The sequence below is a fragment of the Flavobacterium sp. HSC-32F16 genome (assembly GCF_024171645.1).
Classification (GTDB): Bacteria; Bacteroidota; Bacteroidia; order Flavobacteriales; family Flavobacteriaceae; genus Flavobacterium.
In genome coordinates, this window is sequence record NZ_JALKAC010000007.1 from 129,136 (window position 1) to 153,176 (window position 24,041).

Annotated in this window: 22 protein-coding genes, 1 tRNA gene and 1 pseudogene; 15 read left to right on the forward strand and 9 right to left on the reverse strand. The window is 31.5% G+C overall.

Annotated features, from left to right (window positions below):
- The first annotated feature begins 298 nt into the window (after nucleotides 1-298).
- From L1276_RS18250 to L1276_RS18295, 10 genes are all read left to right on the forward strand, one after another.
- Entirely contained in the window at nucleotides 299-1,681 is a 1,383-nt protein-coding gene (locus L1276_RS18250) for a S41 family peptidase (protein ID WP_253790371.1), read from the forward strand.
- A gap of 172 nt (nucleotides 1,682-1,853) precedes the next feature.
- On the forward strand, nucleotides 1,854-4,229 hold the full coding sequence (locus tag L1276_RS18255; protein ID WP_253790373.1) for a hypothetical protein: 2,376 nt from the start codon (nucleotides 1,854-1,856) through the stop codon (nucleotides 4,227-4,229).
- Nucleotides 4,230-4,642: 413 nt separating this feature from the next.
- Nucleotides 4,643-4,960, forward strand: a complete 318-nt coding sequence (locus tag L1276_RS18260; RefSeq protein ID WP_253790375.1) for a hypothetical protein — start codon at nucleotides 4,643-4,645, stop codon at nucleotides 4,958-4,960.
- Between the two features lie 566 nt (nucleotides 4,961-5,526).
- The gene (locus L1276_RS18265) at nucleotides 5,527-6,621 is read left to right on the forward strand and encodes a hypothetical protein (RefSeq protein WP_253790377.1); all 1,095 of its coding nucleotides are present in this window, start codon (nucleotides 5,527-5,529) and stop codon (nucleotides 6,619-6,621) included.
- Nucleotides 6,622-6,643: 22 nt separating this feature from the next.
- A complete protein-coding gene (locus L1276_RS18270; RefSeq protein ID WP_253790378.1) occupies nucleotides 6,644-7,135 on the forward strand; it encodes a DUF4280 domain-containing protein in 492 nt (163 codons plus the stop codon).
- 4 nt (nucleotides 7,136-7,139) lie between these two features.
- Nucleotides 7,140-10,112, forward strand: coding sequence for a hypothetical protein (locus tag L1276_RS18275; RefSeq protein ID WP_253790379.1), 2,973 nt, complete (start codon nucleotides 7,140-7,142; stop codon nucleotides 10,110-10,112).
- Nucleotides 10,113-10,127: 15 nt separating this feature from the next.
- Nucleotides 10,128-11,090 (forward strand): hypothetical protein, encoded by a 963-nt coding sequence (locus tag L1276_RS18280; RefSeq protein ID WP_253790380.1) that lies wholly within the window; start codon nucleotides 10,128-10,130, stop codon nucleotides 11,088-11,090.
- A 333-nt stretch (nucleotides 11,091-11,423) separates the two neighbouring features.
- The gene (locus tag L1276_RS18285; RefSeq protein WP_253790382.1) at nucleotides 11,424-12,245 is read left to right on the forward strand and encodes a hypothetical protein; all 822 of its coding nucleotides are present in this window, start codon (nucleotides 11,424-11,426) and stop codon (nucleotides 12,243-12,245) included.
- A 77-nt stretch (nucleotides 12,246-12,322) separates the two neighbouring features.
- Nucleotides 12,323-13,261 carry a hypothetical protein gene (locus L1276_RS18290; protein WP_253790384.1) on the forward strand — a complete coding sequence of 313 codons (939 nt, stop codon included), beginning with the start codon at nucleotides 12,323-12,325 and terminating at the stop codon, nucleotides 13,259-13,261.
- A complete protein-coding gene (locus L1276_RS18295) occupies nucleotides 13,262-14,254 on the forward strand; it encodes a hypothetical protein (RefSeq protein ID WP_253790386.1) in 993 nt (330 codons plus the stop codon). It begins immediately after the preceding gene.
- A gap of 660 nt (nucleotides 14,255-14,914) precedes the next feature.
- On the opposite strand, the gene L1276_RS18300 is transcribed toward L1276_RS18295, so the two are convergent.
- The 8 genes and pseudogenes from L1276_RS18300 to L1276_RS18320 all read right to left on the reverse strand — a co-directional run bounded on the left by L1276_RS18300 (nucleotide 14,915) and on the right by L1276_RS18320 (nucleotide 21,821).
- Entirely contained in the window at nucleotides 14,915-17,416 is a 2,502-nt protein-coding gene (locus L1276_RS18300; protein ID WP_253790388.1) for a T9SS type A sorting domain-containing protein, read from the reverse strand.
- A gap of 515 nt (nucleotides 17,417-17,931) precedes the next feature.
- Nucleotides 17,932-18,063: an integrase core domain-containing protein gene (locus tag L1276_RS25380; protein WP_371924207.1), complete on the reverse strand. Its 132-nt coding sequence runs from the start codon at nucleotides 18,061-18,063 to the stop codon at nucleotides 17,932-17,934.
- The gene (locus tag L1276_RS25385) at nucleotides 18,018-18,440 is read right to left on the reverse strand and encodes a DDE-type integrase/transposase/recombinase (RefSeq protein ID WP_371924203.1); all 423 of its coding nucleotides are present in this window, start codon (nucleotides 18,438-18,440) and stop codon (nucleotides 18,018-18,020) included. Before L1276_RS25385 ends, L1276_RS25380 begins: the two co-directional genes overlap by 46 nt.
- Nucleotides 18,346-19,092, reverse strand: a complete 747-nt coding sequence (locus tag L1276_RS18305; RefSeq protein ID WP_253790390.1) for a transposase — start codon at nucleotides 19,090-19,092, stop codon at nucleotides 18,346-18,348. The genes L1276_RS25385 and L1276_RS18305 overlap by 95 nt, the downstream gene beginning before the upstream one ends.
- A gap of 299 nt (nucleotides 19,093-19,391) precedes the next feature.
- Nucleotides 19,392-19,475: transfer RNA gene (locus tag L1276_RS18310), tRNA-Tyr, on the reverse strand.
- Between the two features lie 479 nt (nucleotides 19,476-19,954).
- Nucleotides 19,955-20,341 (reverse strand): annotated as a pseudogene (locus L1276_RS25390) (peroxiredoxin family protein); the annotation flags it as partial.
- A gap of 18 nt (nucleotides 20,342-20,359) precedes the next feature.
- Nucleotides 20,360-21,121 (reverse strand): DUF4369 domain-containing protein, encoded by a 762-nt coding sequence (locus L1276_RS18315; RefSeq protein ID WP_253790391.1) that lies wholly within the window; start codon nucleotides 21,119-21,121, stop codon nucleotides 20,360-20,362.
- Between the two features lie 259 nt (nucleotides 21,122-21,380).
- Entirely contained in the window at nucleotides 21,381-21,821 is a 441-nt protein-coding gene (locus tag L1276_RS18320; protein WP_133526794.1) for a KTSC domain-containing protein, read from the reverse strand.
- Between the two features lie 101 nt (nucleotides 21,822-21,922).
- On the opposite strand from L1276_RS18320, the gene L1276_RS18325 reads away from it, so the two are divergent.
- Nucleotides 21,923-22,168 carry a hypothetical protein gene (locus L1276_RS18325; protein WP_253790392.1) on the forward strand — a complete coding sequence of 82 codons (246 nt, stop codon included), beginning with the start codon at nucleotides 21,923-21,925 and terminating at the stop codon, nucleotides 22,166-22,168.
- Between the two features lie 10 nt (nucleotides 22,169-22,178).
- Here L1276_RS18325 and L1276_RS18330 read toward each other — a convergent pair whose 3' ends face one another.
- Nucleotides 22,179-22,424: a hypothetical protein gene (locus L1276_RS18330; RefSeq protein ID WP_253790393.1), complete on the reverse strand. Its 246-nt coding sequence runs from the start codon at nucleotides 22,422-22,424 to the stop codon at nucleotides 22,179-22,181.
- Between the two features lie 85 nt (nucleotides 22,425-22,509).
- Between L1276_RS18330 and L1276_RS18335 the strand changes: the two genes are divergently transcribed.
- From L1276_RS18335 to L1276_RS18350, 4 genes are all read left to right on the forward strand, one after another.
- Complete coding sequence (locus L1276_RS18335; RefSeq protein WP_253790394.1) at nucleotides 22,510-23,052, forward strand: hypothetical protein; 543 nt, start codon at nucleotides 22,510-22,512, stop codon at nucleotides 23,050-23,052.
- On the forward strand, nucleotides 23,052-23,198 hold the full coding sequence (locus tag L1276_RS18340) for a hypothetical protein (RefSeq protein WP_091290999.1): 147 nt from the start codon (nucleotides 23,052-23,054) through the stop codon (nucleotides 23,196-23,198). Before L1276_RS18335 ends, L1276_RS18340 begins: the two co-directional genes overlap by 1 nt.
- Before the next feature lie 195 nt (nucleotides 23,199-23,393).
- Nucleotides 23,394-23,630 carry a hypothetical protein gene (locus L1276_RS18345; RefSeq protein ID WP_253790395.1) on the forward strand — a complete coding sequence of 79 codons (237 nt, stop codon included), beginning with the start codon at nucleotides 23,394-23,396 and terminating at the stop codon, nucleotides 23,628-23,630.
- Nucleotides 23,617-23,997, forward strand: coding sequence for a YchJ family protein (locus tag L1276_RS18350; RefSeq protein ID WP_253790396.1), 381 nt, complete (start codon nucleotides 23,617-23,619; stop codon nucleotides 23,995-23,997). Before L1276_RS18345 ends, L1276_RS18350 begins: the two co-directional genes overlap by 14 nt.
- Nucleotides 23,998-24,041 lie beyond the last annotated feature (44 nt).

Below are 24,041 nucleotides of genomic sequence, written 5' to 3' on the forward strand. Positions count from 1 at the left end.
TCTCGAAATAGGCTAGAATAGATTAATGGCATTCCTCAGTACTTAGATAGTTATAATATGATTGGAGCTGCTACTCATCTGCCATAGTTTTTTGCGGTAAAATTGGAGGCAATTCCATACCGCGGTTCTGCCACATGCCTAAATGTTGACAATTAAGATTCAATGAGCTTGAGAGCCTTAATTAAAAAGGCAGCAATTTCACTTTTTTAGCTCGTATTTTACAACGAAATATTTAGCTATATTTGATAAGCACCAATTTATTCGAAAATTTTATTGTAATTAATTCTACAGGAAAAATATGAAATCATTTTTCATCCATCTCTTATTGTTTGTTATTGCTTTTAAAACTGATGTGTTTGGACAGAAAAAAATAAATGATAAGTTCAAAAAGGAAACAATCAGTAAAATTGATTTATTACTAAAAGAGCATTATGTCTTTCCAGATCAGGCTGAATTAATAATTAAGCACTTAAATAAAAGTTTAAAGCAAGGGAAATTTAAAAAGTATGACTTACTTGATTCCTTGGCAACTGCCATAACTAAAGAAATTAGAGTTATAAATAATGATAAACATTTAGGCGTATGGGCTGCTTTTCTTGTAAAAGAAGATGAAAATTTAAGTGATGATTATCAAATGTATTTAAAAAAGTACACAGATACCCGAAAACAGGCAGGCGGTTTTAAAGATGTGAAAGTAATCGATGGAAATATTGGATATCTAAACATCAACTTTTTTCTTGCCGAAACGAATAAAACTATTGATGCCTATATGCATCTTTTGGCAGAAACAGATGCTGTAATAATTGATTTACAAAATAATGGTGGTGGTAATCCTAAAACGGTAAATTACTTATGCAGTTATTTTTTGGAAAGTAATTTATTGATTAATACACTCTATTTTAGGCAGGGAAATCGACAAGATAAAGTAGTTACCCATGATGTAAATGGAAAGAAAATGCTGGATGTTCCTTTATATATAATTACTGGCCCAAAAGCTTTCTCAGGAGCAGAGGAATTTAGTTATAATATGCAAAACCAAAAAAGAGCAATATTAGTGGGAGAAACTACTGCAGGAGCAGCAAATCCGGGAAATGTTTTTAGGATAAACCAGGATTTAGAAATCTTTATTCCAACTGGGACAAGTACAAATCCAGTAACAAAAACAAATTGGGAAGGAATCGGTGTTCTTCCTGAAATTAAAACTTCAGCAGAAAACGCTTATTTTAAAACCGTTGAATTAGCGAATCAGGCAGCGGAAATCTATAGAAATAAAAAAGCAGCAGATTCAAAAAAATTATATGATGAATTAGATATTATTGCTAAGCAGCATGCCAAGTCTTATTCGGAAAATAATGTTGAAAAAATGGAGCAGCAAATAACAGAAATTTTTAAAAAAGGAATTAATTTAGGTTTATTTGGCGAGGGTGATATCAATTTTTTCGGTTCCCAAAGAATTAAAAAAAAGCCTATTATGGCAGAATATATTTTAAAAAGCAATACCGTTTTATATCCCAAATCTCCTATGGCTTATTTGGCTTATGGGGATATGCTCGAGTTGAATGGAAAGAAAGATTTAGCTTTAATTAATTTTGAAAAATCAATAACATTAGCAGAAGAACAAAAAGCTCCTTATTTAGAAGGTTTGAAAATACGATATGATAAAGCAAAAAAAAATAAATAGAAAAAATCCGTATATGCAGGAAGCAATTTTGCTGGAAATATCTTGTCGATTGATAGAGTAAGTTTGTAAAAAAGACTTTTTCAAAATAATATTGCTAGTCAGGATTTTTAGTTTTGATGCTAATAAAATTCCCTTTCTTCATTCTATAAAAGCCACTTTAAGTTATCAAATAATGAAAAGCCAAGCGAAATCACATATAACCCTATTACTACTAAAGTTTAGTGTGTGTTTATTGTATATGATGTCAGAGGTATGTTATTCACAAGCCAAGAATAATATTGCCGATGTTATAGCCGATAACGTTCAGACCTTAACTAAAGATCATCATTTAGATAACGTTTACATACAAACAAGTAAAAATATATATGAAACCCAAGAAGATCTTTGGTTTAAAGCGTATGTGTTAGATTCGCAAAGCTTTGTCCCTTCTTTGCGTAGTAAAATTTTATTTGTTCAGTTAATTGATGGTCAAACCGATAAAGTGGTATGGGAAGAAAAATATGAAATTGAAAATGGATTTGTAAACGGCCACATTTATATAGATGATTCCCTAAAACCTGGTTCTTATAGCTTGGCAGTTTACAGCTCAGCATCTTTTTACAATGGCACTAAAAGCTTTAATTCGGCAGCGAAGATAAACATACTAAAAAGCATTAATGACAAAATCAATTCTCAAAATCAAGCAACTCAAAAAGAAACTGGTTTAAGTTTTACTCTTTTCCCTGAGGGCGGAAATATTGTGTCGGGCATTCAAAATAAAATTGCTTTTAAGGCTTTGGATTCAAAAGGATCTGCAGTTGATGTGTCTGGAAAATTGTATGAAAACAACATTGCGATTTTAGATTTTAAAAGTGCTCATGCAGGCATGGGAAGTTTTTTATTTAAGCCTAAATCAAATAGTAAATATCACATTGAACTCAGCAATAAAATAAATTATCCGTTGCCACAGATTTTCCCGCAAGGCACTATTTTACATTTACTGAGTAATGATAGTAATTTCGCTGTTTTTAAAGTGCAAAATAGTGATAAGACAATCAAGAAGAACGTTTTTTTAAGAGTGCAGTCCAGAGGCACGGTGTATAGTGTTGCAATTGGAATCTTAGAAGATGAATTAACAATCAAAATACCTCTAAAAGAGTTGCCTCAGGGTATTTCTGAGGTAACTCTTTTTAATGAAAATGTAGAACCAATAGCAGAGCGTTTGATTTATGTTAATCAGCAAAAGAAATTAAATATAGAAGGCGTAATTGATAAAAATGAATATCAAAAAAGAGAAAAGGCTACCTTAAAAATAAAAGTCACTGATGAGAATCGTAATCCTGTAATTGCTCACTTGGGAGTAAGTGTCGTTGATCAGTTGTATATAAACAAAACTGATTCAAGAAATATAATGACTCATTATTATCTCTCTAGTGAGTTGAATGGGCAAATTTATGACCCTGGATATTACTTCAATAAAAACAATGCGAATAGAGAAAGTGCTCTGGATTTGTTATTGCTTACGCAAGGATGGAGACGTTATGTTTGGAATGAAAACAATTTAAAGGAACATAATGCACTTTTTAAAACTATTCTATCAGACAGTATTTCGGGAAATCTTGGGCTAGAGAATCCAAATAAGAAAAGCCCAGAAGAAATATCAAAAATCGTAATGGTTTTTACATCCAATCCCTCAAAAGGGCAAGATGTTTTTACTGCCAATCCTAATGGAAGCTTTGCTATAACCTCGAATCACCTAAAGATGGGAGAAGGTCAAAATCTATTTATTAAACCGATGACAGCTGAAAAGCCTAAATATATAATTAAGCTAAAAGACAATTCATTTGATGTTATAAACTCAAGTAGAAAACAGTTAAACAGCAACTTTCCACTTGAAAAAATAGTAAAAGAAAATTTTGATGATACGTCTAAAATAGTAATGCGTTTAAATCATCTTCAAAAATTAGACGAGGTCGTTGTCGGAGATAAAAACAAGAAGGTTTTTAGGAACAAATATTTAGGAACCTTGGATAGTTTATCTCGTTTGAATTCTAGGAATTCGGATTTTGTTTGTTTGGAAGGAGGCCCTTCAAGACCTATTTTGAATTGTTTTATGAACAATCATCATGAAGGTAAAACCAGAGCTCCAAAAAATGGAGAGAAGGTTGTTGTGCTTCTTGGTAAAAACAGAGAAATACTAGGTACTGATTACCCGCACCAAAATTACTACGGAACTAGGGAAATCATTTATAAAAGTCCCGATCAGGATTTGACAGAAGAACAGCTTTTGCAAAAATTTAATTTAAAAATGATTAAAGGTTATTACGGAAAGCGGGAATTTTATGAAGCGGTCTACGATAAAGTAACAATAAATGATCCTTTTCCGGATTACAGAAACACCCTTTTTTGGAAGCCCGATGTTGTTACTAATGAACAAGGAGAAGCTGTTATAGACTTTTATTGTTCAGATATCAACACCGTCTTTTTAGGACAAATTGAAGCAGTAAATGGTACGGGCTTACTTGGAATGGAAAATTTTAAACTTAAAGTTGTAGATAAAGGGAATTAAATTATAGACAGTTCTACACTATTTCTTGCTGTAGAGTTTCATCACTTGTTTCGATTTTTTCAGGTCGTTCAAAATTAATAGTTGAAATTATTATCAATAAAAGATTAATAACAAACTGCTTTTCGTGCAGATTTAAGATTGTAAAAAATACCACTTGATGAAATTCACTATCAATTATATATTAATATTTTTTTGTTGTTTAAGCGGCTTCGGTGATAGCATACACTATATCAGATAAATCTGGGCGTTTTAAATTAGAAACCAGATCTAGGGCAGAAAATGTAGTATTTAAGATTTCAGCCGAAGGCTGTCAGGAAATTTTCCAAACACTGTAAAATATAAGCCAAGACGTAGATTTAGGAGTATTTAAGCTTTTGGAAGCCAAGTCTTATTCGGAAAATAATGTTGAAAAAATGGAGTGGCAAATAACAGAAAATTTTAAAAAAGGAATTAATTTAGGTTTATTTGGCCAGGGTGATATCAATTTTTTCGGTTCCCAAAAAATTAAAAAAATGCCTATTATGGCAGATTCTATTTTAAAAAGCAATACCGTTCTATATTCCAAATCTCCTATGGCTTATTTGGCTTATGGGGATATGCTCGAGTTGAATGGAAAGAGAGATTTAGCTTTAGTTAATTTTGAAAAATCAATAACATTAGCAGAAGAACAAAAAGCTCCTTATTTAGAAGGTTTGAAAATACGATATGAGAAAGCAAAAAACAATAAATAGAAAAAGTCCAATTTCTCTGAAGATTTTACTTAGTATCGGGAACGGTGCTCGAACCGGTTAGCAAAATAAAATACTTAAATAAAAACAGCGTTAATACAGTTTAGAACCTAAGCTTGGCAAGTCTTGATTTTCCTAGATTTCTTGTTTTCGAAAATACCATGTGCCACGATTTTGCCATAAAACTTAAAGCGACAGCCTTCAGGATATTTAAATTGCTATTTTGTAGCGGGAAGTATTCAAATAATTATTCATTTTATAGTAGATTTTTATTCAGTTGTCCATAATATTAAATGTAGCTTAACTATCCCAGTTTTCGCTTGCCCATCCAATGAAGAAGAATTCATTATAATGATTAATTGTCAGCCCATTTATTTAGCGATTGAGTGTTAGTTATAAATTTGTAAGTTTTTTAATATCAGAACAATATGAAGTTGTTGCAACTGTTTATTAATTTACCTCCGAAATTTTCTATTAAAATTTAAATTTGTGAATTTTTTTTTGAAAACAAAAACTTACATTTACCTCGAAAAAAAATAACAAGCCCTTTCTTAAACATATTATTCACTTTGGAAAAAATCAACTTTTATAATGACCGTGAATTACAGCACAGCGGTTTTCATGAAACAAGAAATTATGGATACAGGTATCAGGATTTTGAAAATGAGAAACTTATAAAAGATGTACATTACGAAGTCGAAATTAACTGCAAAACGAACGATGCTTATAATGATTTCATTTTTGAAATAAATCGAAAACAAGTTTATGTAAACAGCAAAGAACCCAATTTATTAGTAGAGCAAATGCTGGACAAATGTGCAAAAGCACTTTTTCCGATAAAGATTATACCTGCCGAGGACGGTACAATATATGAGATTGACAATCATCATGAAATTGTACAAAGATGGAATTCTTTAAAAAAACATCTTAGTTCTTATTATTATAGTGAGGCTGCCTATAAAATATTAAACAAAGTTCAAAAACTCATTTTGAACAAGCAGGAACTTGAAAAGTCATTAAATCAGGATTGGTTTTTTCACTTATATTTTTCTCCTCTCTATATTGATTATCCTTTGGAAACATCCCAAACATACAAATGGGAATCGCCTATTTTAGGAAATCAATCCATTGATTACAGAGTAAATCATACAATTGAAGAGCATTACACTGCTACAGGCAAGATAATTATTAACGCTACAGGGAAAAGCATTGATGAAAGATCTATCGAAGAAGTTTTAGAGGGTATTAATTATCCAAAGGCAAAATTACAGGGTATACCCTATAAAACTTTAGAATCAGAAATGGAAGTACAATACAAACTCTATGGCGAGGATAGGTCGATATTCTCAATTATTTCCACTTACGAAACCAAAATAGATGAAACCAAAAAGAAAGTGCAAAAAATAACATTATTCCATTTGTTAGAAGATGAAGATTTTAGACCTGAATCTGATTTTGGAGAACGAAAGGCATACGAACAATTTAAAAACTTTCAAACTATGGAAGACGAAGATATTATAGATATCAGTAAACGATTGAAAGATTTTAAACCTGTTTCGACTTTAAAAGAACCTCAAGAAAAAATAAGTCTGTATGTAGAAGAAATTCCAACCATTGAAAGAAAAAGCCCTCTAGCGAAATTCTTAAACATGTTTAAAAAATAAAATAATTAAATCCCAGATTATTATGGCTGAAAAACATTTTGTGGTACAAGGAGCAACATGTGAATGTAAATTTAGTGTTGAACCCAAAACCGACAAGTTAAAAGTTAAAACACATTCTAAGCATTATGCAAATGATAAAGATGGAGAGGAAAAACTTATTGGAACAGACAAAGAAATTGGTCAGACATTAGAAAAAAACACTTTTGGGAAATGTAAAATGCAGCCCAACGGAAGTGGCGATTATCTTCCTTGTCAAGCAGTAATTACAAAATGGAGTAATTTTTATGAAAAAGTGACTTTATCTAATCAAGGTAAAATATTACTTGAAGACAGTAAAGCCACTTGTCCTATAGGAGGTCCTGATTGTATCACAATCAAAGATCACGGACAAGTTGCAGAGGTTACTGAAAAAAATGTAGAAAATACAGATAGCGAAGTAAATGCTCAGATATTCCCTGGAATAGATCTGGGTAACTTAGAAGTAAAAAATACACAATTACCAATTATACATTAGTATTATGTCAAAACTTAAATTAAAGGTTAATCCTGGGATTGATGATATTTACAATCCAGGTAATTCATTTATTAAAATTGAAAGCTCCAAGTCAAAGGAAAATAGTAAGGACGAAAAGGAAAATAGTAGTCCTGCTGTTAATGTTGTTATAGAAAATTGGAATGAATTATCAGAGACTGAAAAAAGAGAAACAGTTTGGATATGGAATTTAGTGGAGAACAAATTATCATTTGTAGATAACGATTATAATAAATTTATTGGCAAAGGTTACTCAGGAGGAAATTTCAGCCTTCCCAAAGTTTACAGTGGAAATGGAATTGCTTGGCTAGAGCCATACATTTATGGAGCTGCGTCTCCAACAGGAAATCCTAAAAATGGTCTTTTCGTATCTGGTAAATCATCGCCAAAAGTAATGGGTTACGAATGGAGAGAATATTCATCAAGTAATGATGGAGCCATTATTAAAGGCGATATCAAATATGGAGAAACAATACAGCTTCACATCTATACGGAAGGATTATATGGAGATGAAATACTAATTGATCTTTATGATGTGCAGTTTCAAGATGAGGATTTACCTCTTTTCGAAAAAGATAATGGTGTATATCAAAAAGTGCCCAGACCTAAAGAGGAGATTAATAAAAAAAATGCCCCAATATCTAATAAAACATTAACAAGAGAAGTAAAGGTACACAACGATTTACAAGACCGTGTTATTCATTGTGATTTATATATCCTAAATATTATAGATGAGAACAAGAACAAAACAACAAGAAAATTAGTTCAAAAGTGTATTGTAGATATATATGTAGATCCTCTTTGGGCTTTTTTTGTAAATAAGGAAACAAATAATGCTCAAGGGACAGACAATTCCATTGAAATGAAAGCTTATATGTTTACGGCAGTTAATAACCAATACTTAAAAATAAAAATTGCTGACAACCAGCCTCTTGTAAGAGTATTAGGAAGGACATATGAGAAAACTGTTTTAGAACCTGAAGGAAACAAAGTTTTAGTGGCAGGTACAATCGAAACCTCTATTGCTAATTTTTTACCATGCCGTTTTAATAGGGCTGTTGGTAAATATGCAAGAGGAGAGGAGACAGTTGAAATCGAAATCTATAATGTTCAAAATAATCTGGACTTAACCAAATTAGTTTTTCCTTTGACAGCTGGCATAAAGGAAGCTAGAAAAGATTTTACAGTAGAATTAGAAGGGTTAAAAACCAGCGAATGCATTTACTCTGAAGATCCGAAGAAAACTCACACAGGCCATGTAATAGATATTTCTAAAATTGAGAAATTAATTGAAAACGGTAAAGGGGAAAGAAGTAAAAAATGGAGGCTGGCAGAATATAAAAGTAACAGTCCAGATAAAGATAACCCAAATGTAGAAGTTGAAAATCATGGTTCTGATGACAGCACTTTTACAAATAATTTTAAATTTATAAATGGTATATCATCTATAAAATCGCAAGCCTCTTTTAAAATTTTAGAAGATCACAAGCCTTTTGTTCTACAGCCTCCAACTGATGAGAAATTAGAATTGCAGGTAGGATATGATTTTACTCATGGAAAAGCAGTCACTCCGCTAAATGGATTGCTGTCAACTTTATGGCCAAACAGTGAATATCTAGCGCAAAAATACCCTGTTGCTTTGCACACATGCTGTCCTAATTTGCCTTTGGATATTATGGTTTATCCAGATACTAAGTGGACATTGCAGTTGGCATTTAACTACGATGGTGAAGAATTTAATAAGCTGCGTGAAATCTATCACGATAAATGGAAACTTAAGGAACTGGAAGCAAAAGCGGATCTAAAAAAATTAAAAGGACGTTCTGAAAATCTTAGTGATGATCAAAAAAAGAAACAAAAAATAAGAGAACAAGAGCGATTAAAAGCCAAAAAAGCTGCTGCTCAAGCTAAAAGAAAACAATCTTATAGAAGCCAGGCTTCGCACATGCTGAGTAATGTTACAAATCTGGGGTTGATTGATTGTGAGTTCTCGCTTATATGCGAATTTGACCGTCCTCACCATGCTTTAGAGCTATCATCGGGTATGCCTGAAATAACCGATTTCTTAAAAAAGATAGGTGATATTAAAGATTTGATTGAAAGTGTTTTTAAGGGCGAAAATGAAGAAACCACTCAGAATTCTCCGAAGGGAAATAGTAAAACAGACCATAGAACAAAAAGATTAAAAGAAAAATTAGAAAAAAGCAAAGCAACCAAAAAGAGTAATTGGAGTTTTGAATTTATACCTCCAAGTGTGGGAGTATCGGTAAGCTGGTATGCAGATCCCCCAAAAGATTTATATACTCCAGTTATGGGAACTATGATAGAAGCAGCTATAGATCTTGATCCTTTTTTTGGATTCGAAATTAAGTATAACGTTTATCAATTGTTGTATAAAATTAATCATCCTGCTGTATTAGCGGTTGTGGCAACATTAGATATTTTGGACGAAGCACTAGGAGACAATTTTGACATCGATCTTGATCTAATAATAACTTCAGAAATTAGCGGTGCACTCAAAGGAACTATAAATACTGCTGAAGGAAGTAAATATTCAGAGCGATTAATGAAAGATGATGATGATTCTCCTTGTAAGGTTGGGGGGAAAGTTATGCTTACTTTAATAGGAGAAATCCAAATTAATGGAACATACCAATTTCTAAAATTTAAGAAAAAAGCCTTGTATGGTCAAGTTTCTGCCGAATGTACTACAGGAATATCAATTGAATGTATTACAAAGGCTGATAAAAGTAGTATTTATGTAGAGCCTGAAATTAAATTCGAAGGATTACTTCTTAAAGTTAGTGCTTCAGCAGGCTTAACAGATTATGAAGCAGGCGATAAAATTAATGATTTAAAGGAAAGAGATGGAATACATTATGATGCAGAGGGCAAGCTTGTAGTACTTGATCCTTATGAATGGAAAACAGATTGGAAACTACCTATTATTTCTTTATAATAAAAAAACAATAAAATGAAAAAAATAATTCTTCAACTAATATTAGTATTTCTATTTCTTCAAAGTTGTGCACAAAATAATCAAAATGTAAATCAAAATATGACAAAATTAATCGACAATTTAAAAAAATATGATTTTGAACCAATATATCAAATTAAAGTAAAAAGTAATCTATCGTACACAATTGCGATAAATGGTATTCCAATTCTTAATAAATATGAAGCAGATTTATTTTTCTCTGGAAATAATATTAATAATTGTATTCCCAAAAGTGGTATTCAAAAAATAGACATTAAATTATTTCCCCCGATGAAAGAAAATGGCAAATTCGAAGATTATATTGGAAATAATTCGTTTGAGTTAACCATCGAACAAACTGCGTGGAATAGTAATGGAGCTTTAGATAAAGTAAAAAATATTTCTACCTACATATTACCAAAAATAGATTTATCGAATTCTAAAAGTTATTCTTATAGTTATGATTTTGAAGCAAACGTTCCTTATAATTTAATAGATTGGGAAGAAGGAGAAAAATTTAATATTAAAGACAGTTTAATAATAAAAGAAAAAGTAATTCATTTTTATGAAAAGTTAAAATATTATTTTGAGAACAAAGAAGGAGAAAATTATTCGAACAGTCTAGACAAAGGTCTATTTAATATATATCAAGCAAGTTATTATACTAAAAAAGATGCTTTAGAAAACTATAATAATAAAATTAAATTTATAAATAATGAAAAAATAAGTTTGTCCTCATTTGAAAATTATAAAATTCAAATCTTAGGTAATAATAACAATTTAATTAGTTTGAAAAGAATAGATGGTTATAATACCGGTGAAGGGGTTTTAAGAAGAAACTACATAAAAAATAAAGTAGAAAAAGTTCAAATTGATGATATAATTTTATATAAACCAAAAGGGAGTAAGGACTTTGAAGTAATTTGGTATATGAATTACATGAAAGGTGCTTCTATGTAAATTTATTTTTTTTTAGTGAATTTAAGCTATTTATTTCATTACCCAAATTATGAAAGTGTCCAATAAAATAAACTATCTGAAGTAAATGCCTTCTATAACTTCGTTTTAAAAATAAAAAATAAAGAAGTGAATAAAATATTTTTGCCAATCTTGCTAATTATCAGTTTAACAAGTTGTAACTCACAAGGAGAAAAGACTATGACTGAAAATCATTTGCTAAATCATTAAAAAAAATATCCTTACGAACCTATTTATGAAGTGAACGTAGAAACTTTGTACAATTATGATGTTTGGATAAACGATATTCTCATCTTAAGTAAACGTAGTAATGACATGACTTACTTTGGTACTATTACAACCCCCACTATTTTAAAGTCTGGTACGCAAAGTTTAAAAATAAAGATATATACTTATACACCTTTTGTAAATAAAGGGAGTAAACCTTTGCCTCAAGAAAAATATTTAAAAAATGGAGTAAAATTTGAGCTAAAAATTGAACAAACAGCTTGGATAAAAGGAGGTGGTGGTCAAGAAGAGCCTAAAAATATCTTGACTTATAATCTTCCACAATATGAAACCAACAGTAAGGGAGAGGAAGACCATAATAAACCTATTGATTATAGTGGGCAAACAGAACTTACTAGAGAATTTACATTTGCTGCAAAAGTGCCTTATGAACTTAAAGGTTGGGAAAATAGTGAAGACTTAACTAAAATTGATACACTAGAGCTCAAAGATAAAGTTTTAAATTTTTATCAAAATTTTAGAGGTGCCTTCGAAAACGGAGATAGTAATGCATATATTAATTATATCTCAAAAGCAGAATTTAGAATGTTTCAATGCTATTATCCAGGTTTAGAGGAAGCAAAACAAAAAAGTAAAAAATGGATTGATTTTGCCTCGCAAGGAAAAGTTTTTGAACCTATAGAAAGTGGAGAATTACAATTTAGTGGCAATGGCAAAGTTGTTAGCATTAGAGGTATAAATTCATGGGATAAAAATGAAGGTGTCTTAAGATATCGTTATAAAAAAGGACCTTTTAATTATGTACTTGTTTTCGATATTTTTTTACATAAGCCAAAAGGTGCAAAAGATTTTGAAATTGTTTGGTACAATATGTTGGATAAAAACTTTTTCAAAAGAGAAGCAAGGTGAGAAATATGAACCTGTTATCGTTCCTGTTTCTTTTTTTTCTTGTGAGTTGCAACTCACAAGAAAAAAAAGAAAACACCATGAATACTGAAGAGAGGATATCGCATATATCAAGCAAAATAAAAAAATACGATTATGAACCTTTATATCAAATAGAAATTGAAACTTTAAACAATTTTGAAATTTTAATTAATGGATTTCCTGTTTATACACATAATCATTTATTACCTGGTACAATTAGATTCAATATTAATTCGGCTATATTAAAAAGTGGCGATCAAAATTTAGAAATTAGGATATATCCTGGTTACAATTCACAAAGGATTCAGAATGCTTATTTGAGTAATAATGATTCATTTTTCCTAAAAATAGAACAGACTGCTTGGCAAAATGGTAGCTTAGAAGAACCTAAACTTATTATAAATTATGAACTCCCTAAATATAAAAGCGATAATAATGGAGAACCTGATCATGAAAAAACTATTGATTACAGTAAGCAGAATCAAGTAATTAAAAATTTCAGTTTTATAGCTAAAGTTCCTTATGAATTAAAAGGGTGGTCTGAAAGCGAAGATCTTAGCAAAATAGATAAAGAGGTGTTAATGAATAACGTTTCTAATTTTTATTATACAGCCATTGATGCCTTTAAAGAAAAAAACTATGATTACTTAAATACTCTTTATTTAAATGCAGATACTGAATGGTATCAATCCGAATATTTTTCAAAAGAAATCATTAAAAAATATCAATCCAAAGAGGGGCGTAAGGGGAAAGCAATATCTACAACAAAGGCCAATACAAGCTTGTACGAACAAAAGATGTTTTCCTTAAAAGATGCTAAAATAGAATTTGACTGTAATAATAGGATTGTAAGACTTGTACAATCAGTTGGTCCTAACAAAGGAAACTCTGCTTTTGGCTATGAAGACATTAATCAAAATGCAATGAAGCGTCAAGTTTTTATTGATCTATTTTTGCACATTCCTAAGGGCTCTAAGGAATTAGAAATCATACGTTAAATGAAAATTATCAATAAATTAGGTTTTTTATTTCTTTTTTTTCTTGTGAGTTGCAACTCACAAGAAAAAAAAGAAAACACAATGACTACAGAACAAAGACTATCCTTTATCGCAAACAAAATAAAATATTTTGATTACCAGCCAATGTATAGAATCAAGATAGAAACAAATCTTAATTATGAAATAACTGTTAATGATCTTCCTGTTGCCAAAAAAATCAACAGTGATGTAGGAGCTCTTGTATTTCCTATTAATTATGCTATTCTAAAAAGTGGTATACAGAAATTGCAAATAAAAATTTACCCTTCATACAAAGACAAACAAACACCAAATCCTTTTTTTATTAAAAATCCGAGACTTAAGTTTGAAATTGAAAAAACTGCATGGGATAAAAATGGTAATCTAGAAGAACCTAAGATAGTTACAAACTATGAACTTCCTAACTATAAATTAGATAATAAGGGAGATTATGATTACAATAAGACAATTGATTATAGCCAACAAAATATATTAATTGAAGATTTTAATTTTGCAGCGACCATACCTTATGAATTGAAAGGCTGGTCTGATAGTGAGGATCTTAGTAAAATAGATCAGGAAGTTTTACACAAAAAAGTATTAGAATTCTGTGAAAAATTAGTTGGCAAATATCAAGAGAAGGATTTTGACTATGTGAAGACAGAATATTTGAAAGCCGATACTGAATGGTATCAATCGGAATACCTAAAATTTGATGTTATAAAAAAATATCAAAATGCTATGAATAATAATAAAAATAAGTTTAAAAACAATTTTATCCCCTTAAGTAAATATAAAATATTGCTTTATGGTAATAATCGAATAATTAGTATTGAAAGGAGTGATATAGAAAATAAAGGGAAATCATTCTTTTTGCATGAAAAAATAGATCCGGAAGGGAATAAAAAAACAGTATCACTCGATTTGTATCTCCACATTCCTAAGGGCTCTAAGGAATTAGAAATCATACGTTAAATGGAAAATTATTTTTATTTTCTTTTTTTCTTGTGAATTACAATTGATTGTTAAGGAGAATATTCTGTTCGTAAAACAACAAAAATTAAATTTGATTGACGAAAAGAATGTTGAAAAGAAAAAGCTTCAGAGAAATCTGAAGCTTTTTTCATTAGGAACGGGAACGGGACTCAAACCCTCCTGATAAAAAAAAAACAACGTGTAAAAGTTTCGAACCTAAACTTCTTATAGCTTTATTTTGATGAGGTTCTATTTTTAAAAAAATCATTTACCACGATTCTGCCACAATACTACTATTGTCAGAAATGAAATAATAATTATTTTGAACGCCCTATTTTCTTCGCGTAAAAAATGGTATTCATTCCAATAGTAACTGTTGTTTCATCCTACAGGAATATTGGATTTACTATCCTATTTTTTTACTGTGCCAAGATTTTTCTCAGAGCTTCTGCCATTTAAAATATCATTAAGGTCTTCTTAAATTTTTGTGACTAAATACTATCAACTCAAATTTAGTCTTTATATCCTTCTTTTTTATCACTTCAGATAGATACTTCCTAAGCTTTTAGTCGCAAAAAAGGATCAACTCCATACAAAGTCCAAAATAAAAAAGCAACCCGAAGGTTGCTTTGATTTATGTGATCTCATATTTTAATCCCATTAATTTTTAATGAACTTTGCATTAAAAACACCGTTATCTGTTTTTAAACGCAGGAAGTACATTCCCTGCATATACCTGGTAACATCTATAGAATCTGTATTCAAAATATTGGAATCAATTTTCTTTCCGGTTATATCAAAAACCTCGAAACCTGAGATATTCATACCATCAGGAGTACTGAATTTAAGATAATCGGCTACAGGATTGGGATATACATTAACTTTAAAATCATGATTAAAATAATCTGTACCTAAACCTAAACTATTTGAATTATGTAAACGTGCAATATATTGTATATCGGCATTGTTGTTATGAGAAATGTAATTTCCTCCAACGAGTATTTTGCCGTCATTTTGTATAGCCAACGCTGAAATATAGGCAAATCCGGTTCCTGTTACGAAAGCAGAATCTAAAGTTCCGTCCGTATTTAATCTCATTATACTATTGCCAACAGCAGCACTGAACGAATTGAAAGCCCCACCCACAATAATTTTTCCATCATTCTGAATTGCAATGTCCTTCATAACGACCGATCCATATAATACAGGAACTATAAACGAGGTGTCCAAACTTCCGTCAGTATTCAGACGAACCACTCCTTTTGAAGCAATATTATTAAATTTACTAAACGAACCTCCTAAAATAATTTTACCATCAGCTTGTACTGCACTGCAATAAACAAAATAATCGGTACCACTACCACCAAGATTAAAAGTTGTATCTAAACTTCCATCGGTATTCAATCTAAGAATTTCCCCAGTACTATTGTAATTGTATTCCAATAGAAGTCCGGCTATAATTATTTTACCATCTGCTTGTATCGAAATGGTCCAAATATTTCCCTGAGTTAGTTTCGGAATAAAAGAAGTGTCAACTGTACCATTGGCATTTAATCTGGCCAATAGGTTTCTTGAAGTCCCGTTAAATGTACTAAAAGTTCCTCCAATAATGATTTTCCCGTCTGATTGCAGTGAAAGGGTATTTACCCTATTGTTCGCACCGGACCCGCCAACATTAAAAGCAGTGTCTAAACTTCCATCGGCATTCAGCCGTGCAATACCGTTACAGGTTACACCATTGTAGGTCTTAAAATTACCTGCAATAATAATTTTGTTATTGGATGTCAATGCAATCTTATTTATCAAGTTATCTACTCCTGTACCTACATTAAAAGTAGTATCCAGTGTCCCGTCGGAGTTTAACCTTGCAAAGCCTTTAGCGGGTATACTGCGATAGGTGGAAAATGCTCCGCTAATAAGCATCTTTCCATCCGGTTGCAAAGCAATTTGTTCGATTGCTCCGTCTGTGGAAAGCCCATTCTCTAAAAACGGATAAAACCCAGTATCTATAGTTCCGTTAGCATTTAGACTTGCTATTCGATTTCGTGAGAAATTATTATAATATGAAAAAGAGCCACCTAGCATAATTTTTCCATTAGACTGGATGGTCACAACATTAACAGCTGAGTCAGTTCCGAAACTTCTATCACTTGATCCGAAAGTGGAGTCTACCGACCCGTCACTATTCAGTCTGGCTATTCGCATGCAATAAGTATCAGTATTGAATGAATAAAAACTACCTCCAACAACTACTTTCCCATCAGCCTGAATATTGATGCAATTTACAGAAGCGTTAAAACCAGTACCAGTATTAAATGTGGCATCTATTGTGCTGTCCGGATTTAACCTGGCTATATAATTTACTGCTGTACCATTATAAGAAGTAAAGTTGCCTCCGACGATTATTTTACCATCAGATTGCAGACAGAGTGTTTTCACATAATTATTAAAGGCAGTACCTGAAGTAAATGCAGTATCCACGCTTCCATCTGTATTTAATCTGGCTATTCTATTTCTTACCACTCCGTTAAAGGATGAAAAATAGCCCGCTATTAAAATTTTACCATCGGATTGTACTACACATGAATTGATGATATTATTGGCTCCCGTTGTCAGGTTTAATGTTGAATCAACAGTTCCATCAGTATTTAATCTGACAATCCTGTTTTTTGAACTGCCATTGAATGATGTAAACCTTCCTGTAACGAGTATTTTGCCGTCTGCCTGCAGCGTAACAGCAGAGACATTATCATTTGATCCTGTTCCTGTATTAAATGAAGAATCAATGGATCCATCAGTATTTAATCTGACAATTCTGTTTTTTGAAACACCATTATAGGTTGTAAAATCACCAACAACCAGTATTTTACCATCAGATTGGGTTGCTATTCCATTAACGGTATTATTAAATCCAGTACCTGTGTTGAATGTTAAATCAATGGATCCATCCGCATTGAGTCGTGCTAATTTATTAGAATCTACATTGTTTAAAAGTGTAAAAGTACCTCCGACAATTATTTTACCATCTGATTGTATAGCTGATGCGTTTACATCTCCATTACGGACTCCTCTTGGTGGATTGAAACTGGTATCCACAGATCCATCCTGTGCAAATCCTGATAATTTTATACTTAGTAGTAAAGCGAGTAAAATTTTTCTCATAGGCTTATTATATGTTTGTTTTTGGAATTATATAAAAAAGTAAATATATGATCTTTATTGTTAAAAAAGGCTTACGTAACTTTTTTATATCATTGATACAAGTGATTTATTTTAAAATAGCCATCATTTATTATTCTTTTATATCTCAATATTTTATAAAAATAGCTCTTATTATTAGAAATTTAAGATTGGTTTTGAAGCATTTTTTTGAAGATAAAATGTTGGCTGTAATTATTCTAAACATGTTAAAAAAAATAATAAAACAGATGCGTCTATGAGTTTAATAAGACCCGGAAGGAAACTCGAACTCTCCAGATAAAAAAACTAAAAAAACAACGTTTTAATATAATCGAACCTAGTTTTTTTAGGTATTGATTTTACTGAGTATTTCCTATTTCAGTAATTATGTGGTTTATTTCAAATTGAATTTAGGTTGAGTTACAGACATGTTGAGGAAATAAGGGTGAAAATGGATTTTAAAGAAGCGGATGGAAGCGACAAGTGACTTCATCTAATCATGAGAAATTAAATTGATTGTGAAACTCTTTAATTGTCAAATTTCCAAGTGCGGAATGTCTCCTTACAGTGTTGTAGAAATTTTCTATATATTTATGAATTGACTTTCTGGCCTGTTTTCTGTTTTGTATTTATGACGGTATACCAGCTCTGTTTTCAGTGTTTTGAAAAAACTCTCGGCTACTGCATTGTCGTGCCAGTTTCCTTTCCGGCTCATGCTCTGCTTGATCTGGTTGTTTTTGGCTAATGCGGATAGAAATATTATGGTGGAGTATTGGATTCCCCTGTCAGAATGAAATATTAGGTCTTGATCTGAAGCTAAAGGACAGTTCAGCAGGGCTTTTCTTAAAGCAGCGAAGCTGGTGACTATTGCTTTCAGGGTTTCGCTTAATGACCAGCCTATAACTTTTCGGTCAAACAGGTCTATAACAGTAGTGAGATATGCCCATCCTTCTCCTGTTCTGATGTAGGTGGTGTCTGAGACCCATGCCTGGTTTTGTCCGCTCACCTTGAAATCCTGATTTAATAAATTTTCTGCCGCAGTATATCTTGGGGAGGAGAGGGGGGCTTTTGAATTTTAGTTTAGCAATCCAGTGCAGCTGCTGCTCGGCCAGAATCTTTCTGACTAGGGAAGGACATGCTTTTATGCCCAGAGAGGCCAGTTCTCTGGATATTCTCAGACTGCCGTATCTGCCTTCGCTCCAGTGGTAGATTCTTGAGATTTCTGATGTTATAAAAATTCTACGTTCCGTCCTGCTGGTGGGAAGTCCTTTATGCCATTTGTAATAGCAGCTGGGATCTACCTGAAAAGCCTTGCACATTTTCCCGACGGGAAATCTGCCGGTATTTTCTCTTATAAACTGGTAAATGGCACGTCTGCCAAGATGAAAAAGCCCTGAGTCTTCTTTTAAAATATCCCGTTCCATCCGTATGTTTTTGAGTTCCTTCTGAAGTTGGACTATTTCATTTCTGTTTAAATCCGGATCTGGGGTCTGCGGCAGGGTGAGCTTTCCGTTCCGGAAGAGGTTTTTCCAGTGCTGCAGGCTATTTTTGTTGATCTTAAGTTTATTGGCGGCCAGACGCACGCTTTTATGTTCCATGCAGGTCTTAACGGCCCAGATTTTAAAGTCAATGCTGTATTTCTTTCTGCTGTTTTCCATCCTGTCATAAGTTAAGTTCGTTATTCTGCCGAAAGGCATTGAGAATTATAACGTAATTTTTTTAACTTTTTAAACGGTTTTTGTAAGAATTCGCCTTAGCTATTTGTGGCAGAAAAGGTATCTAATCCAAACCAAAAGTGCGACGATTGTGCCACAGAGATTTTGGGCGGTTTTAAAAAATTTGAAAAGCAGGATGAAATAAAAAAGCCTGCGAATCTTACGATTTGCAGGCTTTACCACGTTTTTTGCGGGTTTTTGAAAAGATTGAAAAACTTTCGTTTCGGCTTCTTTTACCCTTTTGGTGGGGAGAGCAGGATTCGAACCTGCGAAGTTCACACAGCAGATTTACAGTCTGCCCTCGTTGGCCGCTTGAGTATCTCCCCGATCTCAGCTTGTTGTGCTTTGTTGTTCTAAGCGGTGGCAAAGATAGGAACTCTTTCTACATTTGCAAACAAAAAAAGAACTTAATTTTAAGTTATTTTAAAGTTATTTTTTAATTCATTGGAATTGAATAAAATAAAAATCGCCAAAAATGTATTTTTTTTAATTTATTTTTAAAAGTAAGAATATTATTATCTAAATTTTCTGGTTTTTATTTTGAATTTAGTCTTTAGTTAAGCTATCAGTCATTACTTTTATTGATGTAGTGAAATAAATATTGACTAAAAAAATCTATTTAATATCGTTTTGTAATAGGGTTATTCTAAATTTTAAAGATCATTATAGTTTAAGTAATGACTTTGATAATCTTTTTTAAGTCGGTTTTTTTATTTCTTTTTGATGAAGTTCTATTTCTAAGTTTCTAATATGATACAAAACAAAAAAATCTCCACAAGGGAGATTTTTTATTTTAAAAGATAGATTACTTTGCTAGTAATTCTAAGATTTTTGCTTTCAATTCCGGACCTCTTAAGTCTTGAGCAACCACTTTTCCTGAGGCATCAAGAATAAAAGTTGCAGGAATAGATTCAACATTATATTGTTTTGCAATTGGCTCATCCCAAAATTTAAGGTTAGAAACATGTGTCCATGTTAAACCATCAGCTGCGATAGCTTCTTTCCAATGTTCAGCATCTTTATCTAAAGATACCCCAATAATGTTTAATCCTTTTGAATGTAGTTCTTTGTAAATCGCTACTACGTTTGGATTTTCTTTTCTGCATGGTCCACACCATGAAGCCCAGAAATCAACAATAGTTACTTTACCTAAGCTTTCTTTAAGCGAAACTACTTTTCCTTGCGGATTTGGCGCAGAAAAATCTGCTCTTCAGTTAGCGCTGCCAACTGGAGGAGCTGATGCACCAACCGCAGGCATTTTTGCTTGACCTAGTTTAGTTTTGATTTCTTTACCAGGAATTGTGTTTTTTAAAGATTCGTCTAAGCCATTGTATAAACTTTCTGCTTTTTTAATATCTGTGCTTGGATCATTAATCATTCCTTGAAGCAATAATACAGAAATATAAGATTTTGGGTGGCTTTCAGCATAAGCTAAATATTTCTTTTTGCTTGTAGCTTGCACTTCTGTTTGAATTTCCATGTATTGTTTCATCAAGCTGTTGATAGTTACTGTATCTTGAGCTTGCTGTGCTTGCTGCATTTTTTGAGTATTTTTTTTCTGAAAATCAACTAAACTTTTTTGAGTTTTAGTTAGATCTTCATTAAATGTTGTATACTCGTCATTATTGTAAGTCCCAGAAACTTTAGATTTATGGATGCTGTCTTTGTCAATTTCAACTTTGATTTCTCCTGTTTCTAATATGAAAGGGAATGGCTGGTTTGCACCTTGAATAATTAAAGTATGAAAAGCAGGTTCAGTTACTTTTCCTGTTATTTCAAATTTTCCATTTTCGACTTTTACTGTATCAAGCGCAACTGACATTCTTGTAGCAGGATCCATACCTTGAAGAATGATAGTTTTTCCGTTTTCAATTCCTTTTGCAGTACCTGTAATTAGGTATTCTCCGTCTTTAACTTTGCTGCATGAAATTATAGCTGCAGAAGCTGTAAGTAAAAAAAGTATTTTTTTCATTATAAAAAATTAATTAGTTAATTGATTTGTGCAACAAAAGTATCTAAAATTATAAAACATATAGAATTTTGTAACCTAAAATTTTGTTATAGTTTTTTTTGTTCTAATTGCTCTGTAATCAGTGTTTTAGTTGCTTTTATTTGATTCAAAACTCGTATTTCTTTTTTGTTTATAAGGTGAATATAGAGTTTTTTAAACAATAATGCATAAAAAAAGCACTCTGTAATAAGAGTGCTTCTTGAAATATTTTTGAATAAAACTATTCTTGATTTGTTTTCTTTCTCCAAGTAAAAGAGTTTAGAATATGTCTTTTTGCGAATCTTCCAGGAGAATCAGCATTTACCATTTTTACATAAGTAGCTTTAGGAACACTAATGTATTCGTAAACGCTTCCGTTAGAAAAATCAATAATCAAACGTCCTTCTACAAATTTATAATCTGTAATAGTACAAGTTGAGATTGTTTCAGTATATTCAGGTAAATTAAGTTTAATAGTATCAGGATGAATACTTACTAAAAAGTGGTAAGCCTCAATGATCGTTTTACTTTTTTCTTCTGCGTCTTTTAAACCAGCTTCGTCTCCAACAAATTTATCAGGATGAGATTCTTTCATCGCATTACGATAGATTGTTTTTAAATCTTTTAACTCTGCAGTTTTTTCTACGTTCAGTAATTTACGGTATTCAACTATTTTTTTCATAAATAAAAGGTAACTACTTGTCTATTAGTTTGAAATCGATATTAATTAGTTCAAATCGACAAATTTTTTGCAAAGGTACACTTTTTTTTAACTTTTCACTTTTGATCGAAAAAATATTAAAAAAAGTTAATGATAAATTGATTGAAATTTTATTTAACCGCAAAGCACGCAAGGATTTTTTTTATTTTGCTTATCTATACAAACGCAAAGTTCGCAAAGCTGTGTCTACACAAAGCTTTGCGAACTTTTTAAATCTAATACTTGCACACGATAAAAAAATCCTTGCGTGCTTTGCGGTTAAAAATTCCCTTCATTTCAACTTTAAACCTGAAAAAAAAGAAACCTGAAACAAAAAACTTATTCAGGCTTATGATTTGCTTTGTCGAAGTTTTTAGATTTTTTTGGGTATTTATCATAACTAATATCACTTGGATTCTCAATTACAGATTTAATTGTAACCCAGTCTCCAATATTAAAATTAGTATGAGCGATTTTATAATCTAAAAGATATTCTCCACAGAAATAATTATTGTTTTCATCTTTTTCGATTATGCCGGTATAAACTCCTTTTTGCGGCAATTTTTCTTGTGAATCTTTAGACATATTTTTTTATTTTAAATTGAAGTGGCAAAGTTAATCAATTTAGGTTTGTTTTAGGGAGTTCGCGGCAATCTCAGTATATTTGCATATGCATAAAAATTTTAAACCCCATCCAAATTCGTTTAAGAATACCTTTTGTGTTTTTAATGAAGTGCTTCCAAATGAAATAGAAGGTTTAAAAAAACAGTTCGAAAGTAAAGCAGGAAGCACCTATTATTATACCGAAGCGGGAATGTACCGAGTTTCAAATCATTGGGGAAGATTGGCTAATAGTAAATGGCGTTTAATAGCCCGTGAACCGGAAACCGAATCAAAAACAAAAATTGGTTTTGCGGCCTGGGAAGAATTTTATCCGGATAATGCTGAAGAGAAACTATATTATATAGAAGCAGATTTTGAAAAAAATCTAGCCACTTATCAGCATAAAAAAAATCCGAAATACGACGGAAAGCCAATTTTGAGAACCAGTTTTGAAACGACAAAACGTTTAAAACAAGTTAGGAATCTGCAGCAATTAACTTCGTGGGCAAAATATTTTGATTATGAGGATATAGCCGATTTAAGAAGGCAGATTATCAACGAATTGATTTTTACCGAAAAAAGTTTAGAAGAAATTAAAAGAGAAATATAATGGGACGCAATAACGAAAGAAATATCAAAATTCACAATGACAAATTGCACAAAGCTCAGGCAAAGAAAAAACAAGCCGAAGTTTCCCGCAAAGAAAAACTCAAAGAAATTGTGAAAAAATTCAACGAAAATAAAACAGAGGAATAAATATAGTTTCAAGTTTCAGGTTCTGCTGCAACTTGAAACATTAAACATGAAACGTGAAACAAAAAAAGGAATTATATTTTTTGCCGCAAATTTCACAAATTAGAACTAATTTTTAATTTGAATTGAACACAAAGCTTAAAAAAATAATTCGTGCTAATTCGTGAAATTCGTGGCAAACAAAAAAAACAAACATATATGAATACAAAATTCGAAACCTTAAAAACAAGTGTACAGGAAATTATTGATTTAATTGCAGCAGGAGATTCCAGAGAAGCAAATAATAAATTATTAGATGTAAGCGAAGTTTTAGACGAAATGATTGATTTTGCTGAAGAAGATGAAGAAGTGAGAGAAATCAGCAGATATCAGGTTTTATTAAACCAGCTTCATGTAAAACTTAACGGAGAAGAAGAAGTAGATGGCGACGCATAAATGCTTTTGCGATACAGGATTACAGTTTGAAAATTGCTGCGGATTGTATCTTGAAAACAATCAAAAAGCACCAACAGCTTTAGCTTTAATGCGTTCGAGATATTCGGCTTATGCGACTCATAATGCTGAATATCTTTTAGAAACAACTTATATTTCAGAAAGAAAATATTATTCGAAAGCAGAAATTCTAAAATGGGCGCAGGCAAATAAATGGCAAAAATTAGAAATTCTGAGTTTTACAGAAAATACGGTGGAGTTTAAAGCCTATTTTTTAAACTTTGATAATAAACCACAGGCTCACTATGAGTTTTCAACTTTTAAATTTGAAAACGGCGCTTGGTTTTATGTTGATGGAAAGTTTGAATAATTATTATATCTAACACTGTTAGCTGTAGATTTTGGTTAAATATT